Genomic DNA, 23,097 nt, shown 5'->3' with positions numbered 1-23,097 from the left:
GAAGAGGACGCCTAGGGCTATGTCGTCTTTGAGGCCTTGGACGGGGATGTCGACGACTTTGTAGCCGCGGGCCTCGGCGCGGGCGCGGCGCATGCGGTCGAGGCGCTGCTGGCTGGGGTTGCCGTGGATGGGCTCGGAGAGCCCGTCGATGTAGAGGAGGATCTTCTTGTCGGGCCAGGCGTAGTCGGCGACGGTGGAATCGCCGTCCAAGTCGACTCTGAACTGCGAGGCCGGCGGACGCGGGAAACCCCGGCGGCGGCAAATATCGAGAAAATCTTCTTCGGCTTGGCTGTCGGCGTCGGCACTTTCTTCGGGCCGTTCTACTGCCGAGGCGGGTATGGGATGGTCGAGACGCACTTCCCCCTGCAGGCGGGTCAGGGAGCCCACGGCGCGGTGACGGTCGAAGAGTTCGTGGTGCTGCTGGTTGACGAAGCTCTTCAGGCAGGCGTAGCAGGCCCGACGGCACTCGCCGGGGCAGTCCCGCAGCGCTTCGATGGCGCGTCCCACTACCAAGGACCAGTACTCGATGAGTTGAGGTAGAAATCCCGATCCGCCGGGCATGGGGTCGTAGATGACGACGCGGTGGTCGCCCGCTTCGTCGGTGTGGATGAAGCCCTCCAGCTCGCTGGTGCTCATGTCGAGCACCAGCCGGGCGCCGATGCGCAGGGATTCGAAGAGATTGGCGGCATCCTCTTCCGAAGCCAGGGGTCCCAGGTGTAGGGCATCCGAGGTGAGATCGATGTGCAGGGCGAAGCGGTCGACGCAGGCTTCGCCGTGAAATTCCTGGTGGAGTTCTCGGAACCTCTCGATTTCGGCCTGGCTGGCCTTGGTGCTGCGCGCCTCGCCGCAAAAAGGACAAAGCGGGAAGAGGGTGAAGGGTTGGCGCGGGTCGTCTTGAGGCTCTCCGAGATTGACCAAGCGAAGCTTTTGCTGGACGAGATAACGGATTTCAAGCCCACCGATGCGCCCTTGGCGACCGCCCCGGTGGATGCCCCGCGGCAGACCGTAAAGGAGAAACCCGATACGCCGCCGATAGGGCTCAGTGTCGCTGATGTCCTGCTCGGGAAGCATTTCCACGTCGGTCAGTTGAAACGACCCTCGAAATGGGGAAGGATTTCGCGCACCATCTGGGTGCGGTCCGATGCCTTGACATAACGGCCGCTGCCCTGGGGCGCGATGTTGTGGGCTTCGTCGACAATGAGCAGGTCCCAGTCCCGGAGAGCCTTTTCAGACCTGCTTTGCAGGCTGCCTCGAAAGCTGTTGAGCGGCTCGATGCGCTTGAGGAAATCCATCGAGGTGATCAGGCGCGGAAAGGAGTTCCAGGCGTTGACGTGCATGCCGTACTCGCGGCGCATGCGGTTGACGTAGTCGCGGTCCACGATTTCGAACTGGAGCGCGAACTTCTGCAGCATCTCCTCCTGCCACTGCACCTGCAGCGAAGCAGGGCAGACCACCAACACCCGGCGGACGCGCTGGCGGGCCAGCATCTCCTGCATGACGAGTCCGGCCTCGATGGTTTTTCCCGCTCCTACGAAATCGGCGATCAGCAGGTTGACGCGAGGCATGCCCAGCGCGCGGATGACGGCCTCGAGTTGGAAGTCCTCGGGGTCGATGGCGCCTTTGAAAGGAGACTGGATGGGAAGGCTCTCCAAGAGTGATGCCAGCGACCAGCGGGTGGCCAGGAGGAAGGCCTCCATACGCCTGAGCGGGTCCCAGTCCTGAGTTGGTTGGGGGAGTTGCGCGGCGTCGAGTACACACTTGCGCACCTCGCGTTCCCAAACTACCTGGAGCTCCTGGCCCGCCGTCTGCTGGTCGACAGCTTCAAGGGTAACGCGGTGGTGAAGGTCGCGTTGTGAACTCAGGGCGCCAGGGTGAACGTCCTTCACCAACCAGGGCCTGCGACGCACTTCCACAAGCTGCCCTTGCTCCGGGACGTCCGTTTGAGGGGTCTGGCTAGGCAAGCGATTCCTTTCTCAAGATTCTCGGGTGCACGGGCTCAATGGTAGCGACCAACGGGACTTCAGATCAAGCTGGACGATCCCAATAACCAAGACCATCTGCACGAGCAGATCCTTGGCTTGACTAACCTTGGGAATTCTCCCAGTCCTGCAGCATGAGTCCTTCTACTCGACCGAATTCACTCAGGTTGTGGGTAACCAATGTGAGACCGTTGGCGGCAGCGATGGCCGCGATGAGGAGATCATTAGGACCGATCATTGTCCCCGCTTGCGCCAGTTCAGCGCGGATGCGCCATAGGCTTCAGCCGCCTCGTCATCGAATGGGAATGACTGAAACTGCCCGAAAAAACGGCTCAGCTTCCCGAGGTTGTGGTCAGGACGTTGACTGCGCCTTGCGCCGAAGATGAGTTCCGCTTTCACGACTGAACACAAGGCGACTTCACCAGCGTTGCTGTCTAGCAAGTGCTTTGACACATTGGACGATTTGGATCGGAGGTGGCTGACGCAAGCATTGGTATCGAGGAGATACTTCAAGAAAACAGGTCCTCCTGCTGCCGCGGTTGAGGAAATCGCCACCGTGCGGCTGGCTGCTCTCAGACACGATCTCTCACCCAGCCCTTCCGCGGTATGCGGGACAGAGGTTTTGAGCCATTCTGTGTGCGTTATTTCACGCTTTCAGCGTTTAGACGTAGCGAGCGACCTCATACCGCCGAGGGCAATTGAGCCTTCACCGCGGTCGCTGAAACTTGACCCGTGTGTGAACTTGTTGGCCACCTAGTGGCCCTAGGATATCCTAAACCCAGGGTGGCGCCACCGTCTCGCTTGCGCTCGCCGGGGCTGACCCTGGGCCAGCGAATCTGTCCCTTTCAGGGACAAGAAAGTGAAAGTCCTGGCTCAGAATCCATAACCGACAGCACCAGTGAACAAGTCGAATGATATCGCACAACCAGGCAGAAGAGCAAGCCTGCCTGACCACTGAGGGACTTGACTTAGCCTTGGTTCACACAGCGATGGTGAGGTTGGCAGCGCCCCGCTGCGAGCAGGCGACCGGTGGCCTGCCTCAGGATCGCCGCAAGGATGCGCCTCCGACCATCCCTGGCCTGAGTCAACCCGCTTTTCGGTTGCACTCAGGCTGCTGGAGCGCAACCGCATTCTAACTTCCCAAGGGCCTCCCTACTCGAAATGCAGGGCCGTGATGGGGTTGACTCTGGAGGCGCGGCGGGCGGGGAGGTAGCCGGCCAGGGTGGCGACCAGGACCATGAGGACCGCCGCCAGGGCGATGGTGACGGGGTCGTTGGGGGCCAGGTTGTAGAGGAGGCTGTCGATCAGGCGTCCGGCGGCCAGGGCGGTACCCAGGCCGAGGGTCAGGCCGATTCCCACCATGATCAAGGACTCGCGCAGAATCATGCGGATGACGTCCGTGCGTTGGGCTCCCAGGGCCAGGCGGATTCCCATCTCGTTGGTGCGCTGGGTGACGCTGTACGACATCAGTCCGAAGAGACCGATGCAGGCCAGCAGCAAAGCCAGTCCGCCGAAGAGCGAGTAGGCCAGGGCGAAGGTGCGCTCCTGGGAGAAGCGTTCTTCCACCTCTTCAGCCTGGGTGGAGACGTCGCTCAAGGGCAGGGTGGGATCGACGCGGCGGGCGGCCTGGCGCACCGAGGGAATGATGGAGCGGGGAGCGATGGCCGTGCGCAGTTCGAAGGTGGCCGTAAAAAGAGAACGCTGAAGATAGCTGCGGTAGACGGTGGGCGGGGCCTCGTCGCGGACGCTGGAATACTTGGCGTCCTGCACCACGCCCACCACCTCGATGGAACTCCGCTCTTCCGGCGAGTGTCCGAAGCGGCGCCCCAGCGGACTGCCGCCGTCAGGATAAAACTCACGGACCGCCGCCTCGTTAATCAGCGCAACCTCAGGCGCGCCCTCGGTGTCCTGGGGAGTGAAATTGCGGCCCGCCAGCAAAGGAATCTTCATGGTGTCGAGAAACTCGGGCGAGACGGTCATCATATGGGCGTTGAGATCTTCCCTCTCGTTGCCTTCGGGATGAACGGAGGAACTCCAGGTGCTGCCCGAGAGCAGGGCGGTCTGGGAGACGCTGACCGAACTCACCCCGGCGATGCTTCCGAACTCGTCCTTGAGCTGGTCGACGATCTGTTGGCTGCGCTCGTCGTCGTAGCGGTTGACGCGGGGATTGACGGAGACCAGCAGCAGATTTTCCTTGTCGAATCCGACCGGCGCGGTTTGCAGGTTGTAAAGGGTGCGCAGGAACAATCCCGCCCCCACCAGCAAGACCAGCGAGACGGCCACTTGCAGGATGAGCAGCGACTTGGCCAGCCAGGAACGGGAGCGCATCTGGCTGCGCCCGGACTCGTTGAGCGCCACCGCCAGGTCGACGCGGGTAGCCCTGAGGGCGGGGATAATGCCGAAAATCAGTCCGGTGAGGATGCTGATGCCGGCGGCGAAAGCGAAGACCCGCCAGTCCAGAGGCGGAGGCGAACCGAAGGGCAGCAGGTCGCGGGTCCAGTAAGCCACGACGAGCGCCAGGATTCCTCCCAGGGCCCCCAGCAGGACGCTTTCGGTCAGCAACTGGCGGATGAGGCGTCCGCGTCCGGCCCCCATCGAGAGGCGGACGGAGATTTCCTTGTGGCGGGCCGTGACGCGGGAAAGCAGCAGGTTGGCCACGTTGGCGCAAACGATCAGCAGCACCAGGATCACCACCACCGAGAGGGTGGTTATCGATCCCACCGAACTGGGGTTGGGATCGTAGACGCCGCGGGCGGCTGAGGCCACTTCGAGACTGGGAACAGCCGCGCGGTCCCGGTTGCGCTCGAGACCCTTCTGCTCCTCGCTGAGAGCGGCGTAATGCGAGTCCCACCCGGCCTTGGCCGAGGCCTGGAAGACGCCCTCAAGATTGCCTTCCACCTGCTGGGGCGTGACGCCGGGCTTCATGCGCCCCACCAACTGCAGCCACCAATAAGTGGGCCGGTCGAGGCGGGGGCGATTGTTAAGCTGAGTATCGAGAAAGAGGGGCAAGTGGAGATCGGAGACCTGGGAGCCGAGGCGCTGGATGCCGGTGTAGCCCGGCGGCGTAACGCCTACGATGGTGACGGGTACTCCGTTGACCGTCACCGACTTGCCCAGCGCGGCGCGGTCGCTGCCGAAGCGGCGTTCCCAGTAGCCGTGGCTGATCAAGGCGACAGGAGACGCGCCCTCTTGGTCGTCCTCGGGATTGAGTGTGCGTCCGGCGAAGGCCGGCACCCCCAGCGTTTGAAAAAAGTTGCCCGTAACCAGGAAAGCCGAAGCCAGTTCGGCGTTTCCGTCGACGATGACGTTCACCCTGCCGATGGGTGCGCTGGCCGTGAGTCCGGTCAGCGTCTCGTTGGCCTCCTTCATGTCGAGGTAAGCCTGGTATGAAAAACTGGGACGGACGGACTCGCCGGCGGCGTTCTCCTCGACGTAGCCGTAGATGCTGGTGCTCTGAACCATGTCGTTGTCGCCCGCCGAGAGCAAACGCACCAACTCTTGAGGCTGAGGAACCGCCAGAGTGCGCAGCAGCAGCCCGTTGACGGCGCTGAAAAGGGCCGTGTTGACGCCGATTCCCAGTGCCAGCGACAGCAGCAGCACGGCCGTCCAGCCCTTGTTTTGAAGAAGAAGTCTCAAGGCGTGGCGCAAATCTCGAAGCATGGCATTTCTCCGTTCTCGAAGCCCAGCGTTTGCGCCCGTCCGCGCGCCGGCGGGCGCCCATTTGCAGTTTGGGGGCACCTTTTGGACGTGAACGAGGCCAAAAGAGTTGGATTTGTTTTTTAACGGGGCGCTCCGGACGGTCCGTCAAGAGTCGCCAGATAGGCCAGAGCGGCATCCTGCAGATACTCGGCGGAACGCATTGGCTGGGCGAAATTGTTGGCGATCATGGAGAAGGCCAGCACTTCCCCGCCCTGGGTGGTGATGAAGCCCGAAAGCGCGCGGACGTTGGCCAGCGTCCCCGTCTTGGCCTGCACCCGTCCCTCCGCCGCCGTCCCCTTCATGCGGCGCGAAATGGTGCCGCTCTCCCCCGACACCGGCAAGAAGGATACGAAGGCCTCGCGCTGAGGGTGGCGATGGACGGCCTCCAACAGGCGGATGAGCATGTCGGCGCTGAGAAAGTTGTAGCGCGAAAGTCCAGAGCCGTCGCGCAAGATGTAGGAATCGGGCGGGATTCCCGCAGAAGTCAAGGTCGACTCCACTTCCTCGCGTCCGTCCTCATAGCGCTTGAGGCGGGGCGAACGGTCCAGCGTCTTGACCAAGGTCTCGCCATAGAGGTTCTGGCTGATCTTGAGGAAGACGTTGAGTATCCAGTCCAGTTTGGGAGAATCGTGGCTTGCGATCCGGGTCAGTCCCTGCAGCGGCTCTTCCTTCTCGTGCAGGCGGATTTCTCCTTCCACCTCGATGCCTTCGCCGCTCAGCGTCTCCCGCAGGACGGCGAGGAAGTACTCGGCGGGATCGAAGACGGCCACGCTGCGCCAGAACCCCGAGGAATCGACAGGAAGCTCGCCGCTGACTACCACCTGCCGGCTCTCCGGACTGTGGCGAAGCGAGAGCCTGAAGTCGCCGTCCACGGGGACGGTGGTCACCTGGTTGACCACCTTGATGTAGCCGGTCTGGGGCAGCATGCGGATGCGCACGGGCTGTCCGGGCTCGAGGGCCGGCTCGATGCGCAGCATGACCACGTTCTCGTTGAACTGCAGTCCCGAAATGGCCGCCGAATAACCGTAGGCGACGTCATCCCACGACCAGCCCTCTCCCAGGGGCACGGAGTCGAAGATTCCCACATCGCCAACCAAATCCCCCGAAACCCTGTAGATGCCCTGCTCCTTGAGCTGGACGGCCCACTGACGAAAGACGCTCAGCGGGTCGCCTTGCGTGAGCTCCTCCACCTCGGGACTGGTCAGCCGTGCGCCCAGAGTGGGATCTCCCCCGCCCACCACCACCAGATCGCCTTGCAGCGTCCCGTCCTCGATTTGGCCTTGGCGGGCCAGCACGGTGGTGTAGCTGAAATCGAGTCCCAGGCGCTGCATGGCGGCCAGGGCGGTGGGCAGCTTCATGTTGGAGGCGGGCATGACGTAGCGGTAGGGATTGCGCTCGTAGAGCACCTCTCCCGTGGTCATCGACTTGACCTTGACGGCCCACCATCCGCGCGCGAAGGCCACGTCGGAAAAGATGGAGTCAAGCTGCCCCGACACCTCGGCGGCCCGCCCCTGCTGCCCCTTCAAAGCAGGCGGCATCATGAAGCCCAACGAGACGATCAGCCAGAAAGAAAGGAAAAGGAAAGACAGCCGGCGATGAGAAAGATTCGATAATTGCACCTGCAAGACTCTACTCAAAGTCGGCGCACTTTGCCAGAAAGCCGTCCGCAGCATTCACTCGAAGGCGGCCCGGTTGACCAGGTAGGGGATGGAAGCGGGGTCGTCGCCCGCCAGGATGCGCAGGGCGCAGTAGACGGCGCGTCCCGCCATGCCCACCTCGGGGTCGGGGGAGAGGCGCGTCTCCCTCGTGCCGCTGCCGAAGTGGTGATAAAGGCGCAAGCGGTCTTCCAGCAGCGGATCGCGCAAGGGCGAATCCTGAGGCAGCGGTTCCTGGTGGTAGACGTCCAAAGCCGCGCCTGCGATCTGCCCCTCCTTGAGCGCTTCCACCAGGTCCTCTTCGTCGATGACCGGTCCGCGTGTGGTGTTGACCAGCAGGGCCGAGGACTGCATCGAGCGCAAGGCGGCCGAGTCGATAAGGCCGCGGGTTTCGGGTGTCAGCGGCACGTGCAGGCTGAGGAAATCGCTCTGACTCAGGACGACTTCTTCAGCGGCGTGCTGAAAGCTGCCTCGGCGGGGGCTGAGTCCGCTTTGGAAGAGGTTTTGCATGGCCTCGCTCATGGCCTGTCCGAAATCCTCGTCGGGAGTGCGGGTGTGGGCCAGGATGTCGACGCCCCACCCCAGCCACTTGCGGGCGAAGGCCTTGCCGATGCGTCCCAGCCCGATGATGCCCACCGTCTTGCCCGTCACCTCCACGCCCAGGAAGGGCTGGGTGGAGTGCCAGCGGGTCCAGCGGTTTTCGCGCACCAAACGTTCGCTGTTGTAGAGCTTTCGGGCCAGGTCGCCCAGCATGAAGAAGGCGAACTCGGCGGTGGCGTCGGTGAGGACGTCGGGAGTGTTGGTGACGGGGATGCCCAGGCGCGAGGCGGCTTCTACGTCGATGTTGTCGTAGCCCACGCCGTATTGGGCCACGACTTTGAGCGTGCCCTTGCCCGCCTCCAGCACGCTCTCGGCGACCGGGTCGACCACGGTGCTGATAAGGGCTTCCGCTCCCGAGCCCGCCGCCCGCTCCAGCTCGGAGACGGAAGGCGGGCCGTCGCCCTCGTGCACCTCGACCTGACAGCCGTTGCGGCGCAGCTTCTGCAGGGATTCCTGCCCGATGTCGCAGGTGACGAATACACGTGGCATCAGGCCGCCGCGGTCTCCTCCATGTCCTCGCTGTACTGGCCCAGGGTGGCGGCGCCGTTGAGCCTGGCGCGGTGTTGGAACGCCCTCTTGCCGGCTTCCAGGTTAGAAGCCTTGCCGTTCCAGGCTTGCAGCGCCGGAGCCTGCAGGGCGCGGCCGTAAGAGAAGCTCAGTTTCCAGGGCAACCTTCCCTTGTAGATGCGGTTCATGGCATTGAGGTGCTGGGTGGCCAGTTCGTCGCTCTGTCCGCCGGAGAGGAATACGACGCCTGGCAGGGCCGCCGGGACGGTGCGCAGAAAGCACTCCACGGTGGCTTTGGCCACGGCATCCACCCCAGCCTGGACGCTGCAGTCGCTGCCGCTGAGCACCATGTTGGGCTTGAGCAGGATCTGCTCGAAAGGCACCCGGTGGAGGGCCAGCTCCTGGAAGGTGGCGTAGAGCGTCCGATGGGTGACTTCGGAGCAGCGTTCGATGGTATGGGAGCCGTCCATGAGAACCTCGGGCTCGACGATGGGGACCAGTCCGCCTTCCACGCAAAGAGCCGCGTAGCGGGCCAGAGCGTGGGCGTTGGCGCGAATGCAGTAGTCGCTGGGAATGCCGTCGCCGATGGTAATGACGGCCCGCCACTTGGCGAAACGCAGTCCCATCTCGCGATATTCCTTCACCCGCGCGCGCAGTCCGTCCAGCCCTTCGGTGACCTTCTCGCCGGGCGCGAAGGGCAAATCCTTGGCTCCCTTGTCGACCTTGATGCCGGGAATGACGCCCTTCCCGGTCAGCTCGTCGACGAACCGCTTGCCCTCCTTGGTCGACTGGCGGACCGTTTCATCAAACATGATCACGCCCGAGATGTAGTCCTCCATCTCGGGGGTGGTGATGAGCATTTCGCGGTAAGACCGCCGGTTCTCTTCGGTCGACTCGGTATTGATGGAATCAAAGCGCTTCTTGATGGTGCCGGTGCTCTCGTCGGCTGCCAGGATTCCCTTTCCGGGCGCCACCATGGCTTGAGCGACTTCTTCAAGACTGTTCCAGGACATAATCTCTTTTCTCCCTCGATGCGTTATGTGAAATGAGCCAAAAATCGTCTCTGTTTGCTTCCGATTTCCGTAGTATCACACGCCCTCATGAGCGTCAAGAAAGGGCGGGAGCCGGGTCCGGCTCCCAAGCGGGTCCCGCTCCTTCGGGTCTTGTACAAAAAGATCGCTTCCAATTCCCCCTCATCTGCGCTATACTTCTAAATTACAATGCGTGATTTCACCCACCTTGTGGTACTCATTGTAACTGTCGTTATTGCAACAATTAACGGCATGGCCTTCCAGCCCGGCGGAGGCGACGAAGACATTCGCCGACCCCCCGTCATCAGCGTCCGCAACGACATGGTCTTGGTGCGGGCCACCGTCACAGACGCCCTGAACCGCAACGTCATCGGACTGGAGAAGGAGTTCTTTCGCGTTTTCGAAGACAAGGTCGAGCAAGACATCGTCCATTTCTCCAACAGCAAGTCGCCGGTCAGCGTCGGCTTCATCCTCGACCTGAGCGGCTCGATGGGCGACAACATCCTCAGCGCCCGCAACTCGATCATCCGCTTTCTGGAGCAAGGAGATCCCAGCGACGAGTACTTCCTGGTCACTTTCAACGACCGTACCGCGGTGGCCCAAGACTTCACTCCACGGGGCGAGAACATCCGCGGACAGGTGGCTTTCACCGGCACCAAAGGACGCACCGCTCTTTTCGACGCCATCTATCTGGGCTTGGAAAAGCTCGAAGAAGGACAGCACGACAAGAAGGCTCTTATCGTCATCACCGACGGCGAAGATAATTCCAGCCGCTACACCTCCAGCGAGATCCAGGACTTGGCCAAGGAATCGGACGCTCAGATCTACATCATCGGCGAGCGCGGCGAAATCGGCTACGGACGCGGCATCATCTCCAACCTGGTGCGCCTGACGGGGGGGCGCTCCTTCTACCCCGACAGCTTCAAGCAGCTCGACTATTACTGCGACCTCATCCACACCGAATTGCGCCACCAGTATGTCGTGGGCTACAACCCCTCGACCGCTGACGGCGAAGAGGATAACTGGCGCACCATCCGGGTCAGGCTGGAAGCGCCCGACGGCTGGCCCAAACTGAGCATCCGCCATCGCCTGGGCTACGTCCCCCGCCGCTATTAAGAGGCTTCTCTAAACCCGCACCAACACCACGGTGACGTTGTCTTCGCCTCCGGCCTTGTTGGCGGCGTGCACCAGCCGGCGGCAAGAAGCCTCCAGGTCGTCCTCATCCAGCAGGGAGGCAATCTCGGGGTCTTCCAGGCGGTCGTTGAGTCCGTCGCTGCAAAGCAGGAAGACGTCGTCCGTCTGCAGGGGCCGACGGTCCACGTCGGGCTGGAACGACTCCTGGCTGCCGATGGCCCGGGTGACCACGTGACGCAGGGCATGGCGGCGGGCGGTGGACGCCGATATCAGGCCGGCTCTCATCTGCTCCTGCACCAGCGAGTGGTCTTCCGTCAACTGCCGCAGCTCGCCCTTGCGATAGAGGTAGAGCCGGCTGTCCCCCACGTGGCAGTAAAAGGCTTCCTGCTGGTGCAGCCAGAGGCAGACCAGCGTGGACCCCATGCCCGCATGCTGGGACCGCTCCTCGGCGGCGCTGCACACCTTCAAGTTGGCCAGACGGGCCGCCGTGCGCAGCAGATTGCCTTCGAAGCCGGCTTGAGCATCGTATCCGAAGGGCCAGGTGACCTCGCGGTCTTCCATCACCAGGGAAGCGAATTCCTTGAAGGTGCGGACGGTCAATTCGGCGGCCACTTCGCCGGCGGCGTGCCCTCCCATGCCGTCGGCCAGCAGAAAGAGTCCGCGCTCGACATCGGCGAACCAGGCGTCCTGGTTGCTCGACCGCTTGCGTCCGGTGTCGCTTAGCGCCGCGTACTTGGTCATTCAACCCTCTTCCAGAAACCGCTCTTCCAGCTCAACTCCCAGTCCGTCGGCCACCCGGTTGACGTAGGCGAAGTAAGAAACCACCTGGACGGCGTCGTGTATGGCCCGCTCATCGAATCCGTGACGGCGCAGTTGCTCGATGTCCTCCTCGGCGATGGAGGCGGGATGCCGGGTCAGCTTGAGGGCGAAGGCGATCAGAGCCTTGTCGGCGGACGACACCTGGGCCGAGAGCGGATCATCGCCCGAGACGGTCTTGAACAACTCCTCGTCGCCGCTCAGTTCACGGAGCCACGCCCCGTGGTGCTGCACTCAGTAGTGGCAGTCGTTGGCGGCCGAAACCACCACCGCCATCATCTCGCGCTGCAGGCGGCTGAGCGGGGAGTCCTCATGCATGATCGACTTGTAAAGCCGATAGTGGCTGCGCAGGACCTTGGGATTGACGCCATGGATGCGCAGGATGTTGTCAGGGTCGAGCTTCCAATCCCGGCAGCGGACGTACTCGATAAAAGCCATAGCCGCCGATTGTAACATCGCCTCGAAGGACCTGCGGCGGCAGCGCTGGGATCGATTTTTTCTGGCGCTTATTGAATGAAATGAACCCCGCCAAACGTTATACTCTCTAGACGATAAACAAGCACCTTTGGATCGAATGCCTGCGCGAGGCAAACCATGATCGGTTCAGCAGACCTCCTCAAGGCCGGCTTGGCGGCCTCACTTTTTTTGATCTCCGCCGCAGCTTCGCTGCAAGCCCAGAACACCTGGGTTCAAGGACGCGTCGTAGACCGCGTGGGGCAGCCCGTGGCCGGAGCCCGCGTAGCCTTGCACGCCCACCGCGACCTCTACCGGGACTGGATGGCACGTCTGGGCGGAGAACCAGATCCTCCCGCCGAGGCCGCGGTCTTCAGCGACGAGAACGGCCTTTACCGCTTCCATGTACCCCAGAACGCCATGTGGAGCCTGAGTGTGAGCCTCTCAGGGTTCTACCCGATGGAGTTGCCGGCCAGGGTGTTTACTCCGGGATACTCGATTCCCGACGCGGTGTTGCTGGGCTGCCGCTACCAGTCCTCGCAGGTGGTTTCAGCCAAGCAACCGGCAGTCGGCGTAGTCATCGAAGTGCTGGGGCCGCGGGGACGCCAATATCCCAGTCAATGGCGCTCCGCTCCCTGGCGACCCTTCCACCTGCGGGTGCTCAGCGACGGCCAAGGCATCATCACCTATCCGGTGCTGCCCGGCACCCCCAACACCTTTTCAGCGGCACCGGCAGGCGTCGACTTCGTCATGCCCACCATCCTCACTCCGGGAAGCCAGCCGGTACTGGTGCTGGTGGAAGGGCAGCCTTTGCCTCTTCAGGTCGTTGACGAGTTGGGACATCCGCTTCGCGACGTGCTCGTTTATCGTCGCGGACTGCCCAGAGGCATCACCGATGAGAACGGATCGGTCACCCTCTACTTCAGCCCAAACGCCGACCGCAGCTTCCTGCGATTCCTGGGACCCGACGGAGCGGGCTATTACGGCTATGTCGACTGGAGGGATCCACCCGAAGTCATTAGGCTGGAACGACCGCGGACCATCAATGTGACCGTGGTGGACGAGGCGAGCTCGGCTCCCTTGGCCAACGCCGCCATTTGGCTGCCCGAGCAGAACGAAGTCTGCTTCAGCAACCGCGCCGGAAGCTGCCGATTCCGCGCTTGGCCCATCTCACGGGGGGTCGGCGCCGATCTCCTCGGTTATCAGATGAGCATCAGCTATGACAGGAAGAGACTCGTCGATCAGCCCGTCCTGCAACGGGCGTTGAGACCGGCCAGCCTGGCTCAGGGTTGGGTCAGCGACCATCGGGGCAACCCTGTCGACGGAGCCAGGGTGCGGGCCCGGCCGGCACGTTATGCCACTTCAATGATATGGCACCAGACCTTTCGGGGGGCGCAGAACTACTCCCTGCAGGATGGTTCCTTTCTGATCGAGGTGAACTTCGACGACCCTTATCTTCAAGTACGGGCGGACTACCCCCGGATGGCGCCGGACACCGAGCGAACCGATGGTCAACCGGTTCATCTGCAGTTGGTGGAAGGCGGGTTGGTCAGCGGACGGGTCATCGATCCTGAAGGCAGACCCGTGTCGAATGCCGTCGTCAGCGTACACGCTTTTTCTTCCGGAGGCCGGCCCACCGGATACATGGGCGCGGGCGCCCCCATAGCCGACGTTCAAACCCGCAGCGAGGCCGATGGCTCGTTCCTGCTGGAAGGCGTCCCCAGCGAGCAGGTTGTGGTATCCGCTTTTTCCTCCCAGCCCGAGTTCTCACCCGCCCTGTCGCCAAACCTTTCGGTGCGCGAGCCGGGGCAACACGTCGACGCCGGCGACCTGCAACTGGGGTACGCCCGCAAAGTCACGGGCCGGATCATCAACAGCCAGGATGAGGCCATCCCGGAGGCGTCCATCAGCTTGCGTCCGAAGTGGTCGATTTCGGGTATCGAGTGGCACGGCTCATCGGCCGACGTCCTGGAACACAGCGACCAGGACGGCCGTTTCCAAATCTACGTCCCGCCGGACCAAAGAATGGAGATCAGGGTCAGCAGCCGCGACTACGAGTCGAAAGGCGTCGACGTGCCTGAAGACACCTCCCAGCCCCTGGAGATCGTCCTGCTTCGCACCGGCGTGATCAGCGGTCAGGTTGTGGATGCCGCCGGACGACCTCTGGCGGGGGTCAACTTGAGGCTCAAGTACCGCCAATCCGAGCAGCAGGAGGATTTCAACGCCACCTTCCACTTGCCGGACACTGACCAGGAGGGGCGTTTCAAGGCCACCAACCAACGGGCCGGCGATTACCGTTTGGAGGCGACTCCCGAGGGCGACGGTCCGCACCGCAGCGAGATCTTTACTCTGGAAGAAGGCGAGGAGGAGGAAATCCGCCTGGTCGTGCGCGAGAAGCCGGTACGCGTCAGCGGACTCGTGCTGGACGCTTCCGGACGCCCGGTCGATGGCGCCAAAGTCTATATCGGTCCTGACCTCAACAGCCTCCGCCGCCGCCCGATTTCGACGCCTTATGCTTCTCTGCAAACCGAGAAGGGCCGCTTCCAGACCGGCTTTGACGAGCCGGGAGAATACGATCTGAGCGCCACGGCCGACGGTGTCGGAGGGCAAAAGCTCACCATCGACCTGCAAGAGGGACACCGCCAGATCGAGGTGACTCTGGACCCGACCCAGATGGTAGTGATCCGAGTCCTCGATCCGGAAGGCAAAGAAGCGGTCGGAGCCTCGATCACCATCCGCCAGGGCCAAGACACCAGCAATTCGCTCACCGACCGGGGCGTGACCTACCATCTGGTGCAGAATCCGGGCCTCCTCGCGGTGGCGGCGCGACTTGACGACCTGTGGGCCAGCGGCGAGATCATGGCGGGACACCGGCCTTTGCCCGAGTTGACTTTGCGTCTGCAACCCGGCGTGCCGGTAGAAGGCAGGGTGGAAGGACTCGACGAGGAGCAGTTGCGGCGCCTCGACATCTTTGTGATGTCAAAGGCTTTCCGAACGTCGATCCGGGCCTCCGCCACCGCGTCCGGCGAAATCATGAGCCCTCCCTTGCCGGTCGGGCGATTTCAAGTGCACGCTACAGTCTCCGACAGCGCTCTTCGCCTGGAGGAGTCCATCACGGTCAGGGAAGGACAGGACAAGGTTCGCATCGACTTGCGTTTTCCTCTCGGCCTGACCGCCGACCTGCAGGTTTTGGGAAACGGCCAACCGCTCAGCGCCGCTTACCGGCTGTGGGGAGGTACGGCATCGTTCGCCAATGGTCAAACCCGCCCGCGGGGCCGCATCTACCTGGAGGGATTGAGCGAGGGAAGCTATCAGCTCCTGCTCATGGGCTCCTTCGGGACCACCATCCAACAACTTGAAATGCCCCGCGACCTGAACAGGGTCTTCGACCTGTCTCTGATCGATGTCTCGGGCCAGATCCTCAACGAGGCCGGAGAACCCGTTGAGGGAGCGTCCGTCCGAATAGGTCAGAAGTTCACCTCTGGGAGCGCAAGCAGCGACCAGCCGCCTGCCCTCACCGACTCTGAGGGAACCTTCGCACTCAAAGGCGTCATGGCCGCCGACGGGGGGCTGAGGATCGACCATCCCGACTACGCCCTGACTTCCGTGCAATTGCCAGAGGAGGAGGGCAAGGTCATCGAAGGACTGGAGATCGTCTTGCCTGAAGCCGGAACCGCCCATGTCATCCTCACCGGCAAACTGCCCGGGGACCGCCCTCCCCATGTGCTGCGGATGGAGGCGGGGTCAATGGCAGGCGACAGCAAGGCCGAATGGTCGGGCGACGTCCTCACGCTCAAGCAGATGGGACCCGAGGACACTCACATCCGTCTCATGACCAACGACATGCGCAGCGTCGACTTGACGATCAGGGCGGGACAGACCCGCGAAGTCAGCTTCGAACCTGCGGCTCGGGTCGAGGTGGAAGCCTCCACGCAAGGTGGCAGCAAGCCTCTCTACCTCAGGCTCTGGGATTCTCAAGGAAAACCGTTTATGGTCCGCGACTTCGCTCCCATGGCGTCCGCGCCCACGGGCGGGCCCTTTGAAGGCTGGTGGCCGATTTACAACGGGAAAGCATTCCTTCCAGCTCTCAAACCAGGACTATGGCGCCTTCAAGTGGTCTTTGAGAACGGCACTACATCGGAGCAGCAAGTTCAGCTCATCGAGGGAGAAGAGCGCCATGTGCGCTTTCCCTAGGGCCACTAGGTGGCCAACAAGTTCACACACGGGTCAAGTTTCAGCGACCGCAGTGAAGGCTCAATTGCCCTCGACGGTATGAGGTCGCTCGCTAGCCTTAGGGAGCTGCGGGCGGGCTAGCCCTCGGCCTTCTCGATGGCGATCCACTGGCCCAGCTTGTCCTGCAAGTCACCCACCGTGTAAGGCTTGCCCAAGGTATCTTCCCCTCCGGCCTCGAGCACCTCTTTCTCGCTTCCCTCCATGGCGTCGGCGGTAATGGCCAGAACGGGTACGTCCGGCAGATGACGCTTGACCTGGCGGATGGCCTGGAAGCCTCCTCCCTCGGGAATCATCATGTCGACGATGACCACCTTGGGAGCAAAATCGATCATGTCGGCCATGTAATCGTGGAGGTAGGAGTAGGACCGAACATCATGGCCCAGGCTTTGCAGGATGAACTTGATGGAATAAATGTCGTCGGCGTCTTCTTCGATGACTGCCATTGGCGGGCCGGTGGGCTTTCTTTTTCGCTTCTTCCTCATCTGGATTCCAACTTTTCTTTCAAGATTTCATTGACCAGTTGCGGATTGGCTTGGCCGCGTGTCTCACGCATGACTTGTCCGACGAAGAAGCCCAACAAGCCGGTCTTGCCTGCCCGATAGGCGTCTACCTTGTCGGGATTGGCCCGCACTACTTTCTCTACCACATCTTGGAGAGCCGCGGCGTCGGAGATTTGGCGCAAACCCTCTTTTTCCACGATGCTCTCGGGGTCGCCCCCTTGCGCCAGCATCCTGTCGAACACCTTCTTGGCAATCTTGCCGCTGATGACGCCCTCGTTCTCAAGCTGGATGAGCTTGGCCAGTCGGCGGCCTGTGACCGGCAGCTCGCCCAGGTCTTTGCCGCTGTCCTTGAGGGCCCGTGTCAGGGCTCCGACCATCCAGTTGAAAACGCTGCGAGCTTCAGCCCCGGCTTGCACGGCCTCTTCGAAGAAATCGGCGAAAGTGCGGCTCTGGATGATCTGGCGGGCCTCCTCGCCCTCCAGTCCGAAGGCCTCGACCAGGCGTCGCCGGCGTGTCTCGGGCAACTCGGGAATCTGGCCGCGCAGCCGATCGACCCACTCGGCCTCCAGCACCAGAGGGGGAATATCGGGATCGGGGAAATAGCGGTAGTCCTGGGCCTCCTCCTTGCTGCGCATGACGAAGGTCCGCCCCTTGTCCTCGTCCCAGAGGCGGGTTTCCTGATGGACTTTGCCGCCTTGGCTGACCACGGCGATCTGGCGTTCGATCTCGTAGTCGAGAGCCTTTTGCAGGAAGCGGAAGGAGTTCAGGTTCTTGATCTCCAACTTGGTTCCCAGCTTTTCTTGTCCCTTGGGACGCACCGATACGTTGGCGTCGCAGCGCAGACTGCCCTCCTCCATATTGCCGTCGCAGATGCCCAGGTACATGAGGGTCAGGCGCAGTTGCGTCATGTAGTCGTAAGCCTCCTGAGAAGAGCGGAAATCGGGCTGGGAGACGATCTCGATGAGTGGAACGCCGGCGCGGTTGAGATTGACGTAGGAGCCTCCGTCGGGCGAGTGGACGCTCTTTCCGGCGTCCTCTTCCATATGCACCCTGAGGATGCGGAAGGTCTTCAGTCCCTGCTCCGAGACCTTGCCCGATTCGTCGCGCGGACCCGTCCACACCTCGACTTGGCCGTGCCGGGCCAGCGGCTCTTCGTACTGGGAGATCTGATAACCCTTGGGCAGGTCGGGATAGAAGTAGTGCTTGCGCGCGAAGATGGAGCGCCCATTGATGCGGCAGCCCAGAGCCAAGGCGGCCCTGACGGCCATTTCCACGGCTCCGCCATTGAGCACGGGCAGGGCTCCTGGAAGTCCCAAGGTCACCGGGGAGGTGTGCTGGTTGGCCGGATCGCCGAAAGCCGTGCTGCTGCTGCAGAAAATCTTGCTGCGGGTCAGCAGTTGAGCGTGCACTTCCAGTCCGATAACGGGTTCGTACTCCATATCCGGTCAAACGCTTTCAGGGCAGGCCATCCAGGACTCCTCACGGCGAAAGCGCTCCATGAACTCGCTCAGAGCCTCGTCCGCCTCGCCTGCGCGGTTCAGCCAAAGCATCCCCTTCTCGCGCCGGAACCAGGTCATCTGGCGCTTGGCGTAGCGCCGGGTGTCAGCCTGGGTCCTTTCGATGGCTTCGCTGAGGCTTAACTGGCCCTGCAAAGCGGCCGCCGCGTGACGGTAGCCGAGTGCTTCAAATCCTTTGGATTCAGGCGAATAGCCGGCATCGAGCAGACGTTTAACTTCCTCGAGGAGCCCCCCGCGGAACATCTTGGAGACGCGGCGGTCGATTCTATCATAGAGATCCCGGCGCGGCAGACGCAGCCCCACCTTGAGAACGCTGTAGCCTTGCAGGGGCTCCGTGCGCTTCTGCAGACGGCTGAGAGGCTGGCCGCTCAGCAGGTGAACCTCCAGCGCCCGCACCTGCCTCACCAGGTCGGCGGGCTGGATGCGCGAAGCTGCTTCAGGGTCAAGCCGCTTGAGCATGCGGTAGAGATGGCCGGGGCCTTTCTGCTCCTCGCTGAGCTTGAGGCGCCGGCGCAAGTCCTGATCCGCCGAAGGTCCCTCGAAGACACCCTGCAAAAGGGCCCGCAGATAGAGGCCCGTCCCCCCTACGACGAGGGGAAGGTGTCCCCGCCCGCAAATGGCCGCACAGATCTCGCGGGATTCCTTCATGTAGCGGCCGGCCGAGAAGAACTCGTCGGGATCGAGGCGGTCGTAGAGATGATGAGGAACCGTGGCTCTTTCCTCGTCGCTTGGCTTGGCCGTGCCCACGGCCAGCCCGCGGTGAAGCTGCATGGAATCGCAGTTGACGATCTCTCCGCCCAGCCGCAAGGCCGCTTTCAACGCCAGCGCGCTCTTGCCCGAAGCCGTCGGCCCGGCGATGATCACCAAGCTCCGCTGACCTGAGCTCTGCACTTCGTCCACGCAGCAAAGCCTATCACGAGCGATTGTGCACGAAACCCAGCGGGTGCCTGGGATCACTCAGCAACAGGTGCTTCTCAGCTTCAGAAAGCACATACACTGCACCGAATGCTGTGTCGTCGGGATTGCCCCGTGAACGCCAGATTCCAGCCGAGACGGCATATGGATCATAGCCGTCGTCGGCTGCAAAACTGTTGTTAGCCAGTACTTGTCACGGCTCGCCGCACCAACGAAGCAGCTTTATGACGCTCTTGGGTATGTCGATTCGTTGTTCATTTCCGCTCTCCGATGTAAGGCCCGCGACGCAACCAAAGCCCAGACCGCGTACCCTGAGAGATACTACCCGGACGCGACAACTAGCAGAACATCTCGGAGCTTGCCGAGGTTTCTCAGCTTGCGAAAAATAATCCCGACGTTAGATATCGTCATAGTCAAACTAGCCAACTTCTGATTCTCTGGTTTCCAGATAGGGCCCGCATCTGGCCGGCCTGCCGAATAGGATGCGTCAAATGGGTGGCAGAGGGTGTGGCATGTCGCCCGCTTGATCAACTTTGAAACAGCTTGCTTGAAGGCCTTCTGCAAAAGGGACTCGTGGGCGTGTTGTCGGCCCTCCTTTCCGGTTTTCGAATCCCTCCAGCGGTTCTTCACGAAAAAGCCAATGCCAAGCCCAGGCCTTCGGACCCTGAGGCGAGCCGCCGCTAGACCGCGGACAGCCTTTCTACACGGATATTTTCAGCCGATTGCTCAGCGGTCCAGAGGTCGTATTGCATTTGCTGAGTCAACCAGCTCTCGGCAGAAGTACCAAAAGCCCTGGACAGTCTGATCGCCATCTCCGGGCTGATTCCGGCTCTTCCGTTAAGGATCGCAGACAAGGTCTTGCGGCTCACCCCCAGAGCCTCGGCGGCATTGGTCACGGTCAGCCCCAAAGGCTCTAAACATAGCTCGCGTAATACTTCTCCGGGATGGGGTGGATTGTGCATACGCATCAGTGATAATCCTCCAAGTTAACATCGTAGGCATCAGGACCGTCGAAACGGAATGTTATCCGCCAATTGCCGGAAACTCGGACAGACCATGTGCCTTTTCTCCGGCCAGAGAGTTCGTGCAGATGAAGCCCTGGCAGGTTCATGTCTTGCGGCGACTGTGACGCATGCAGCCGACCAAGAATCAGCCGAATACGATTTGCCTGTTGAGCTTGGATTCCGCGGGTGGTGCCGCTTTCGAAAAAGCGCTTCAGTCCACGGTGCCTGAATCCGTTGATCACGGACAGAGTGTAACCTATAACGTTACGGGTTGCAAACAAGGAGCGCCGGCTGGCCCCGTTACACCGATTGTTTGTACAGGCCTAACGTACAGCATTTGTCACGCTACTATCGGTTTGGGGGTAGAGGGTGAAGACTTTGGCGAAGGCCGGGTACTACTCGGAGCGCAGGGCCTGATTGGGGTCCCAGGAAGCGGCGCGCAGGGCCGGGAAAAGGCAGGCGCCGACGGCTACCAGGAGTACCAGGAGGGAGACGGCCAGGTAACTGGCAGGATCGGTGGTGCTGATTCCGTGAAGCATGCCCTGCAGGACCCAGGAACAACTCACTGCCGCTGCCAAGCCCAGGGCCAGTCCGAGCAGCGCCAGCGCCAGGCCCTGCCTCAAGATCATGGTGACGACGCTGATCCGGCTGGCCCCCAGCGCCATTCGCACTCCCACCTCGAAGAAACGCTGGTTGACGCGGTAGGAGATCACTCCGTAGACCCCGATCACGGCCAGCAGCAAGGCGACGGCCGCGAAGGCCACCAGCAGGGTCATCAGCAAGCGGCCGCGGGCCAGCGACTCGTCGATGACCTGGTTCATGGTCCGCTGCCCGAAAACGGGAGCGTCGGCGTCCACCGACCAGACCGAGTTCTGGATGTCGCGATGGAGGGATGCCAGGTCCCGCTGACTGCGGACGGTGACACTCATGAAGACGCTCAGAGGGTTCTGTCGATAGGGACGGTAGACCATGGGCTGCGATTCCCGCCCGAGTCCCAATTGGCGCACGTTTCCGACCACGCCCACCACCGGCATCCAGTGCTCGCCGTCGGCCCCCACCCGCAGCCTCTGAGCGAGGGGGTCCTTGCCGGTCCAGAAGCGGTCGACGAAGGCCTGATTGACGATCACCACCGGCTGGCTCTCCTTGCGGTCGCCTCCGTCGAAAGGGCGACCCGTCAAGAGAGGGATACCCATGCTTGTGAAGTACTCGCCCTCGATGATCCGCCAGGCCACGCTGTAGTCCTGACTCTCGCCTTCCAGCGTGACGTTCTGGATCCAACCGAAGGAATCGAGGGGCAGGTTTTGAATCGCTCCTACCTGGTCGACCCCGGGCAGGGCCCGCAGATTCTCCACCACCGCATCGAGGAATCGAGGCCTGTTCTCATAGGGGGTGAAGGAAGAGGAGTTCGGATAGGTATTGAAGACAATGACCTGATCGGGATCGAGACCTGGATCGACCGAGGCCAGATTATAGAAGCTGCGCAGCAGCAATCCGGCCGTCACCACCAGCAGGACCCCCAGGGCGATTTCGCTGACGACCAGCACACTGCCCCAGCGGCGGGTGGTGCGGTTTTCGGAGTTCCCCCGCCCTCCCTCGGCCAGGCCCTGCTGAGGATCCTGGCGGGCCGCCTGCAATGCGGGCAGGGCGCCGGAGAGCAGGACCGTCAAGAGGGCCAGAGCCAGTCCGAAGAGGAGCACTCCCCAGCTCATCTCGACATTTGCCCGGTTGAGCAGTTGGCGGGGAAGAGAGGGCGCGAACCATTCCACCAGCAGCCAGGCCAGGAGCAGGCCGGCCAGGCCTCCCCACAGCGAGATCCAGAAGTTCTCCACCAGGATCTGGCGGACGATGCGCACGGTGCCGGCCCCCAATGCCCTGCGAATGGACAGCTCCCGGACCCTGGAGGAGATGCGCGAGAGCGACAGGTTGGTGACGTTGACGCAGGCGATCAAAAGCACGGCGCTTACGGCGGCCAGGAGCAGGTAGAGGGTGTTGCGGAAAGGTCCGGTTTGGGCCTGCTGCAACTCGGTCAACCGTGGATTGTTGGCAAACTTGTCCCACTGGGGAGGATAGTTGAAGACCTCTCTCATGGAAGCGGCCAGCGAGTCCAGGCTGCTCTGAGCCTCCTCCAGGGTCAGGCCTTGGGCCAAGCGTCCCACCAGCCTCCAGGAGTGCCAGCCGCTGTACTGAGGATGATCCGGGTCCATCTCCATGGGCAGCCAGAGATCGACGTCGCGTCGGGGGAAGAAGAAGTCGGGGGGCATCACCCCCAGAAGTTGGCGGCTCTCCCCTTCGATTTCAAGAGTGGTTCCTCGGGCGAGTTCGACGCCTCCCAGCACCGAGGTCCAAAACCGGTGGCTGACCACGACCACCCGGTGTCGCCCGCCGTAGCTGTTCTCGGACTGGAAGGTGCGGCCATGCAAGGCGCCCACTCCCAGGGTGTCGAAGAGGTTGCCCGTGGCCACCACGCTGGTCACCAACAGCGGCTCATCACGTCCGGTCAGAGTGGCGGAGCGGGTTCCAAAGCCGGTGATGTTTTCAAAGGCGGTTCCGAACTCCTGCATGCGGGCGATTTCAATTCTCGACCAAGCCCCGGGAGCGAAGAAGTCGACCAAGGTTGCCGGAGAGCGGTAGGGCGGCGGCGTCAGAAGCACGCTGCTGACGATGCTGTAGATGGCCGTGGTGGCTCCGATTCCCACGGCCAGGGCGATGATGGAAAGGGCCGCGAAGGTCTTTTGACGGGTGAGGAAGCGGAAGGCGAAACGAAAGTCCTGCCAGAGAGTGGTCACGGCGCTGTCTCCTTGGAAAGGCCGGGTCTCGGGCTTGGCTGCCTGGCCCTGCGAATCGACCTCGAAGAGGTCGTCGAAGGAGCAGTCGAGAGCCTTGAGCAGACGCTCACGCGTCCTGGCGCCCGGATAGGGTCTGTGCCCGTTGGCCAGCAGCGACAAATGGCCGCTGCTCAGGCCCATCCTCTGCGCCCACCGGTTCTGGCTCAGACGGCTCCGGGCCATCCGGCGGGAGAGTTCCCGGTGCTTTAATCGAACTCGCAACGCTTTC

18 protein-coding genes are annotated in these 23,097 nt (G+C 62.4%); 2 read left to right on the top strand and 16 right to left on the bottom strand.

Annotated features, from left to right (window positions below):
• The 7 genes from VLU25_08710 to VLU25_08680 form a co-directional block, all read right to left on the bottom strand.
• Nucleotides 1–1,071: DUF1998 domain-containing protein (locus VLU25_08710; GenBank protein HSR68009.1), on the bottom strand; the 1,071-nt coding region annotated here is incomplete at its 3' end.
• A gap of 11 nt (nt 1,072–1,082) precedes the next feature.
• Nucleotides 1,083–1,961 carry an SNF2-related protein gene (locus tag VLU25_08705; GenBank protein ID HSR68008.1) on the bottom strand — a complete coding sequence of 293 codons (879 nt, stop codon included), beginning with the start codon at nt 1,959–1,961 and terminating at the stop codon, nt 1,083–1,085.
• A 252-nt stretch (nt 1,962–2,213) separates the two neighbouring features.
• Nucleotides 2,214–2,492 (bottom strand): type II toxin-antitoxin system VapC family toxin, encoded by a 279-nt coding sequence (locus VLU25_08700; GenBank protein HSR68007.1) that lies wholly within the window; start codon nt 2,490–2,492, stop codon nt 2,214–2,216.
• A gap of 639 nt (nt 2,493–3,131) precedes the next feature.
• A complete protein-coding gene (locus VLU25_08695) occupies nt 3,132–5,639 on the bottom strand; it encodes an ABC transporter permease (GenBank protein HSR68006.1) in 2,508 nt (835 codons plus the stop codon).
• Between the two features lie 119 nt (nt 5,640–5,758).
• Nucleotides 5,759–7,297, bottom strand: coding sequence for a D-alanyl-D-alanine carboxypeptidase/D-alanyl-D-alanine-endopeptidase (gene dacB / locus VLU25_08690; protein ID HSR68005.1), 1,539 nt, complete (start codon nt 7,295–7,297; stop codon nt 5,759–5,761).
• A gap of 54 nt (nt 7,298–7,351) precedes the next feature.
• Nucleotides 7,352–8,422 carry a D-glycerate dehydrogenase gene (locus VLU25_08685; GenBank protein HSR68004.1) on the bottom strand — a complete coding sequence of 357 codons (1,071 nt, stop codon included), beginning with the start codon at nt 8,420–8,422 and terminating at the stop codon, nt 7,352–7,354.
• On the bottom strand, nt 8,422–9,453 hold the full coding sequence (locus VLU25_08680; GenBank protein HSR68003.1) for a class I fructose-bisphosphate aldolase: 1,032 nt from the start codon (nt 9,451–9,453) through the stop codon (nt 8,422–8,424). The genes VLU25_08685 and VLU25_08680 overlap by 1 nt, the downstream gene beginning before the upstream one ends.
• A gap of 270 nt (nt 9,454–9,723) precedes the next feature.
• Between VLU25_08680 and VLU25_08675 the strand changes: the two genes are divergently transcribed.
• Nucleotides 9,724–10,587: a VWA domain-containing protein gene (locus tag VLU25_08675; protein ID HSR68002.1), complete on the top strand. Its 864-nt coding sequence runs from the start codon at nt 9,724–9,726 to the stop codon at nt 10,585–10,587.
• A 9-nt stretch (nt 10,588–10,596) separates the two neighbouring features.
• Here VLU25_08675 and VLU25_08670 read toward each other — a convergent pair whose 3' ends face one another.
• From VLU25_08670 to VLU25_08660, 3 genes are read right to left on the bottom strand one after another with little or no spacing between them, the layout of a single operon-like run.
• A complete protein-coding gene (locus tag VLU25_08670) occupies nt 10,597–11,346 on the bottom strand; it encodes a Stp1/IreP family PP2C-type Ser/Thr phosphatase (protein ID HSR68001.1) in 750 nt (249 codons plus the stop codon).
• Entirely contained in the window at nt 11,347–11,607 is a 261-nt protein-coding gene (locus VLU25_08665) for a peroxidase (protein HSR68000.1), read from the bottom strand.
• 48 nt (nt 11,608–11,655) lie between these two features.
• A complete protein-coding gene (locus VLU25_08660) occupies nt 11,656–11,859 on the bottom strand; it encodes a hypothetical protein (GenBank protein ID HSR67999.1) in 204 nt (67 codons plus the stop codon).
• 156 nt (nt 11,860–12,015) lie between these two features.
• Here VLU25_08660 and VLU25_08655 point away from each other — a divergent pair, with 156 nt between their 5' ends.
• Nucleotides 12,016–16,068 (top strand): carboxypeptidase regulatory-like domain-containing protein, encoded by a 4,053-nt coding sequence (locus VLU25_08655; GenBank protein ID HSR67998.1) that lies wholly within the window; start codon nt 12,016–12,018, stop codon nt 16,066–16,068.
• A 116-nt stretch (nt 16,069–16,184) separates the two neighbouring features.
• Here VLU25_08655 and VLU25_08650 read toward each other — a convergent pair whose 3' ends face one another.
• The 6 genes from VLU25_08650 to VLU25_08625 form a co-directional block, all read right to left on the bottom strand.
• Nucleotides 16,185–16,589 carry a response regulator gene (locus VLU25_08650; protein ID HSR67997.1) on the bottom strand — a complete coding sequence of 135 codons (405 nt, stop codon included), beginning with the start codon at nt 16,587–16,589 and terminating at the stop codon, nt 16,185–16,187.
• A complete protein-coding gene (gatB, locus tag VLU25_08645; GenBank protein HSR67996.1) occupies nt 16,586–18,046 on the bottom strand; it encodes an Asp-tRNA(Asn)/Glu-tRNA(Gln) amidotransferase subunit GatB in 1,461 nt (486 codons plus the stop codon). The genes VLU25_08650 and gatB overlap by 4 nt, the downstream gene beginning before the upstream one ends.
• 6 nt (nt 18,047–18,052) lie before the next feature.
• Nucleotides 18,053–19,015 (bottom strand): tRNA (adenosine(37)-N6)-dimethylallyltransferase MiaA, encoded by a 963-nt coding sequence (gene miaA / locus VLU25_08640; protein HSR67995.1) that lies wholly within the window; start codon nt 19,013–19,015, stop codon nt 18,053–18,055.
• Between the two features lie 704 nt (nt 19,016–19,719).
• A complete protein-coding gene (locus tag VLU25_08635) occupies nt 19,720–20,007 on the bottom strand; it encodes a HigA family addiction module antitoxin (GenBank protein HSR67994.1) in 288 nt (95 codons plus the stop codon).
• Nucleotides 20,007–20,285 carry a type II toxin-antitoxin system RelE/ParE family toxin gene (locus tag VLU25_08630; GenBank protein HSR67993.1) on the bottom strand — a complete coding sequence of 93 codons (279 nt, stop codon included), beginning with the start codon at nt 20,283–20,285 and terminating at the stop codon, nt 20,007–20,009. The genes VLU25_08635 and VLU25_08630 overlap by 1 nt, the downstream gene beginning before the upstream one ends.
• Before the next feature lie 153 nt (nt 20,286–20,438).
• Nucleotides 20,439–23,051 carry an ADOP family duplicated permease gene (locus tag VLU25_08625; GenBank protein ID HSR67992.1) on the bottom strand — a complete coding sequence of 871 codons (2,613 nt, stop codon included), beginning with the start codon at nt 23,049–23,051 and terminating at the stop codon, nt 20,439–20,441.
• Nucleotides 23,052–23,097: the final 46 nt, after the last annotated feature.

Source organism: Acidobacteriota bacterium (assembly GCA_035471785.1).
Classification (GTDB): Bacteria; Acidobacteriota; UBA6911; order RPQK01; family DATIPO01; genus JANQFM01.
The sequence above is the reverse complement of the archived record's forward strand: the minus strand, read 5'-3'. Positions and strand labels throughout refer to the sequence as shown.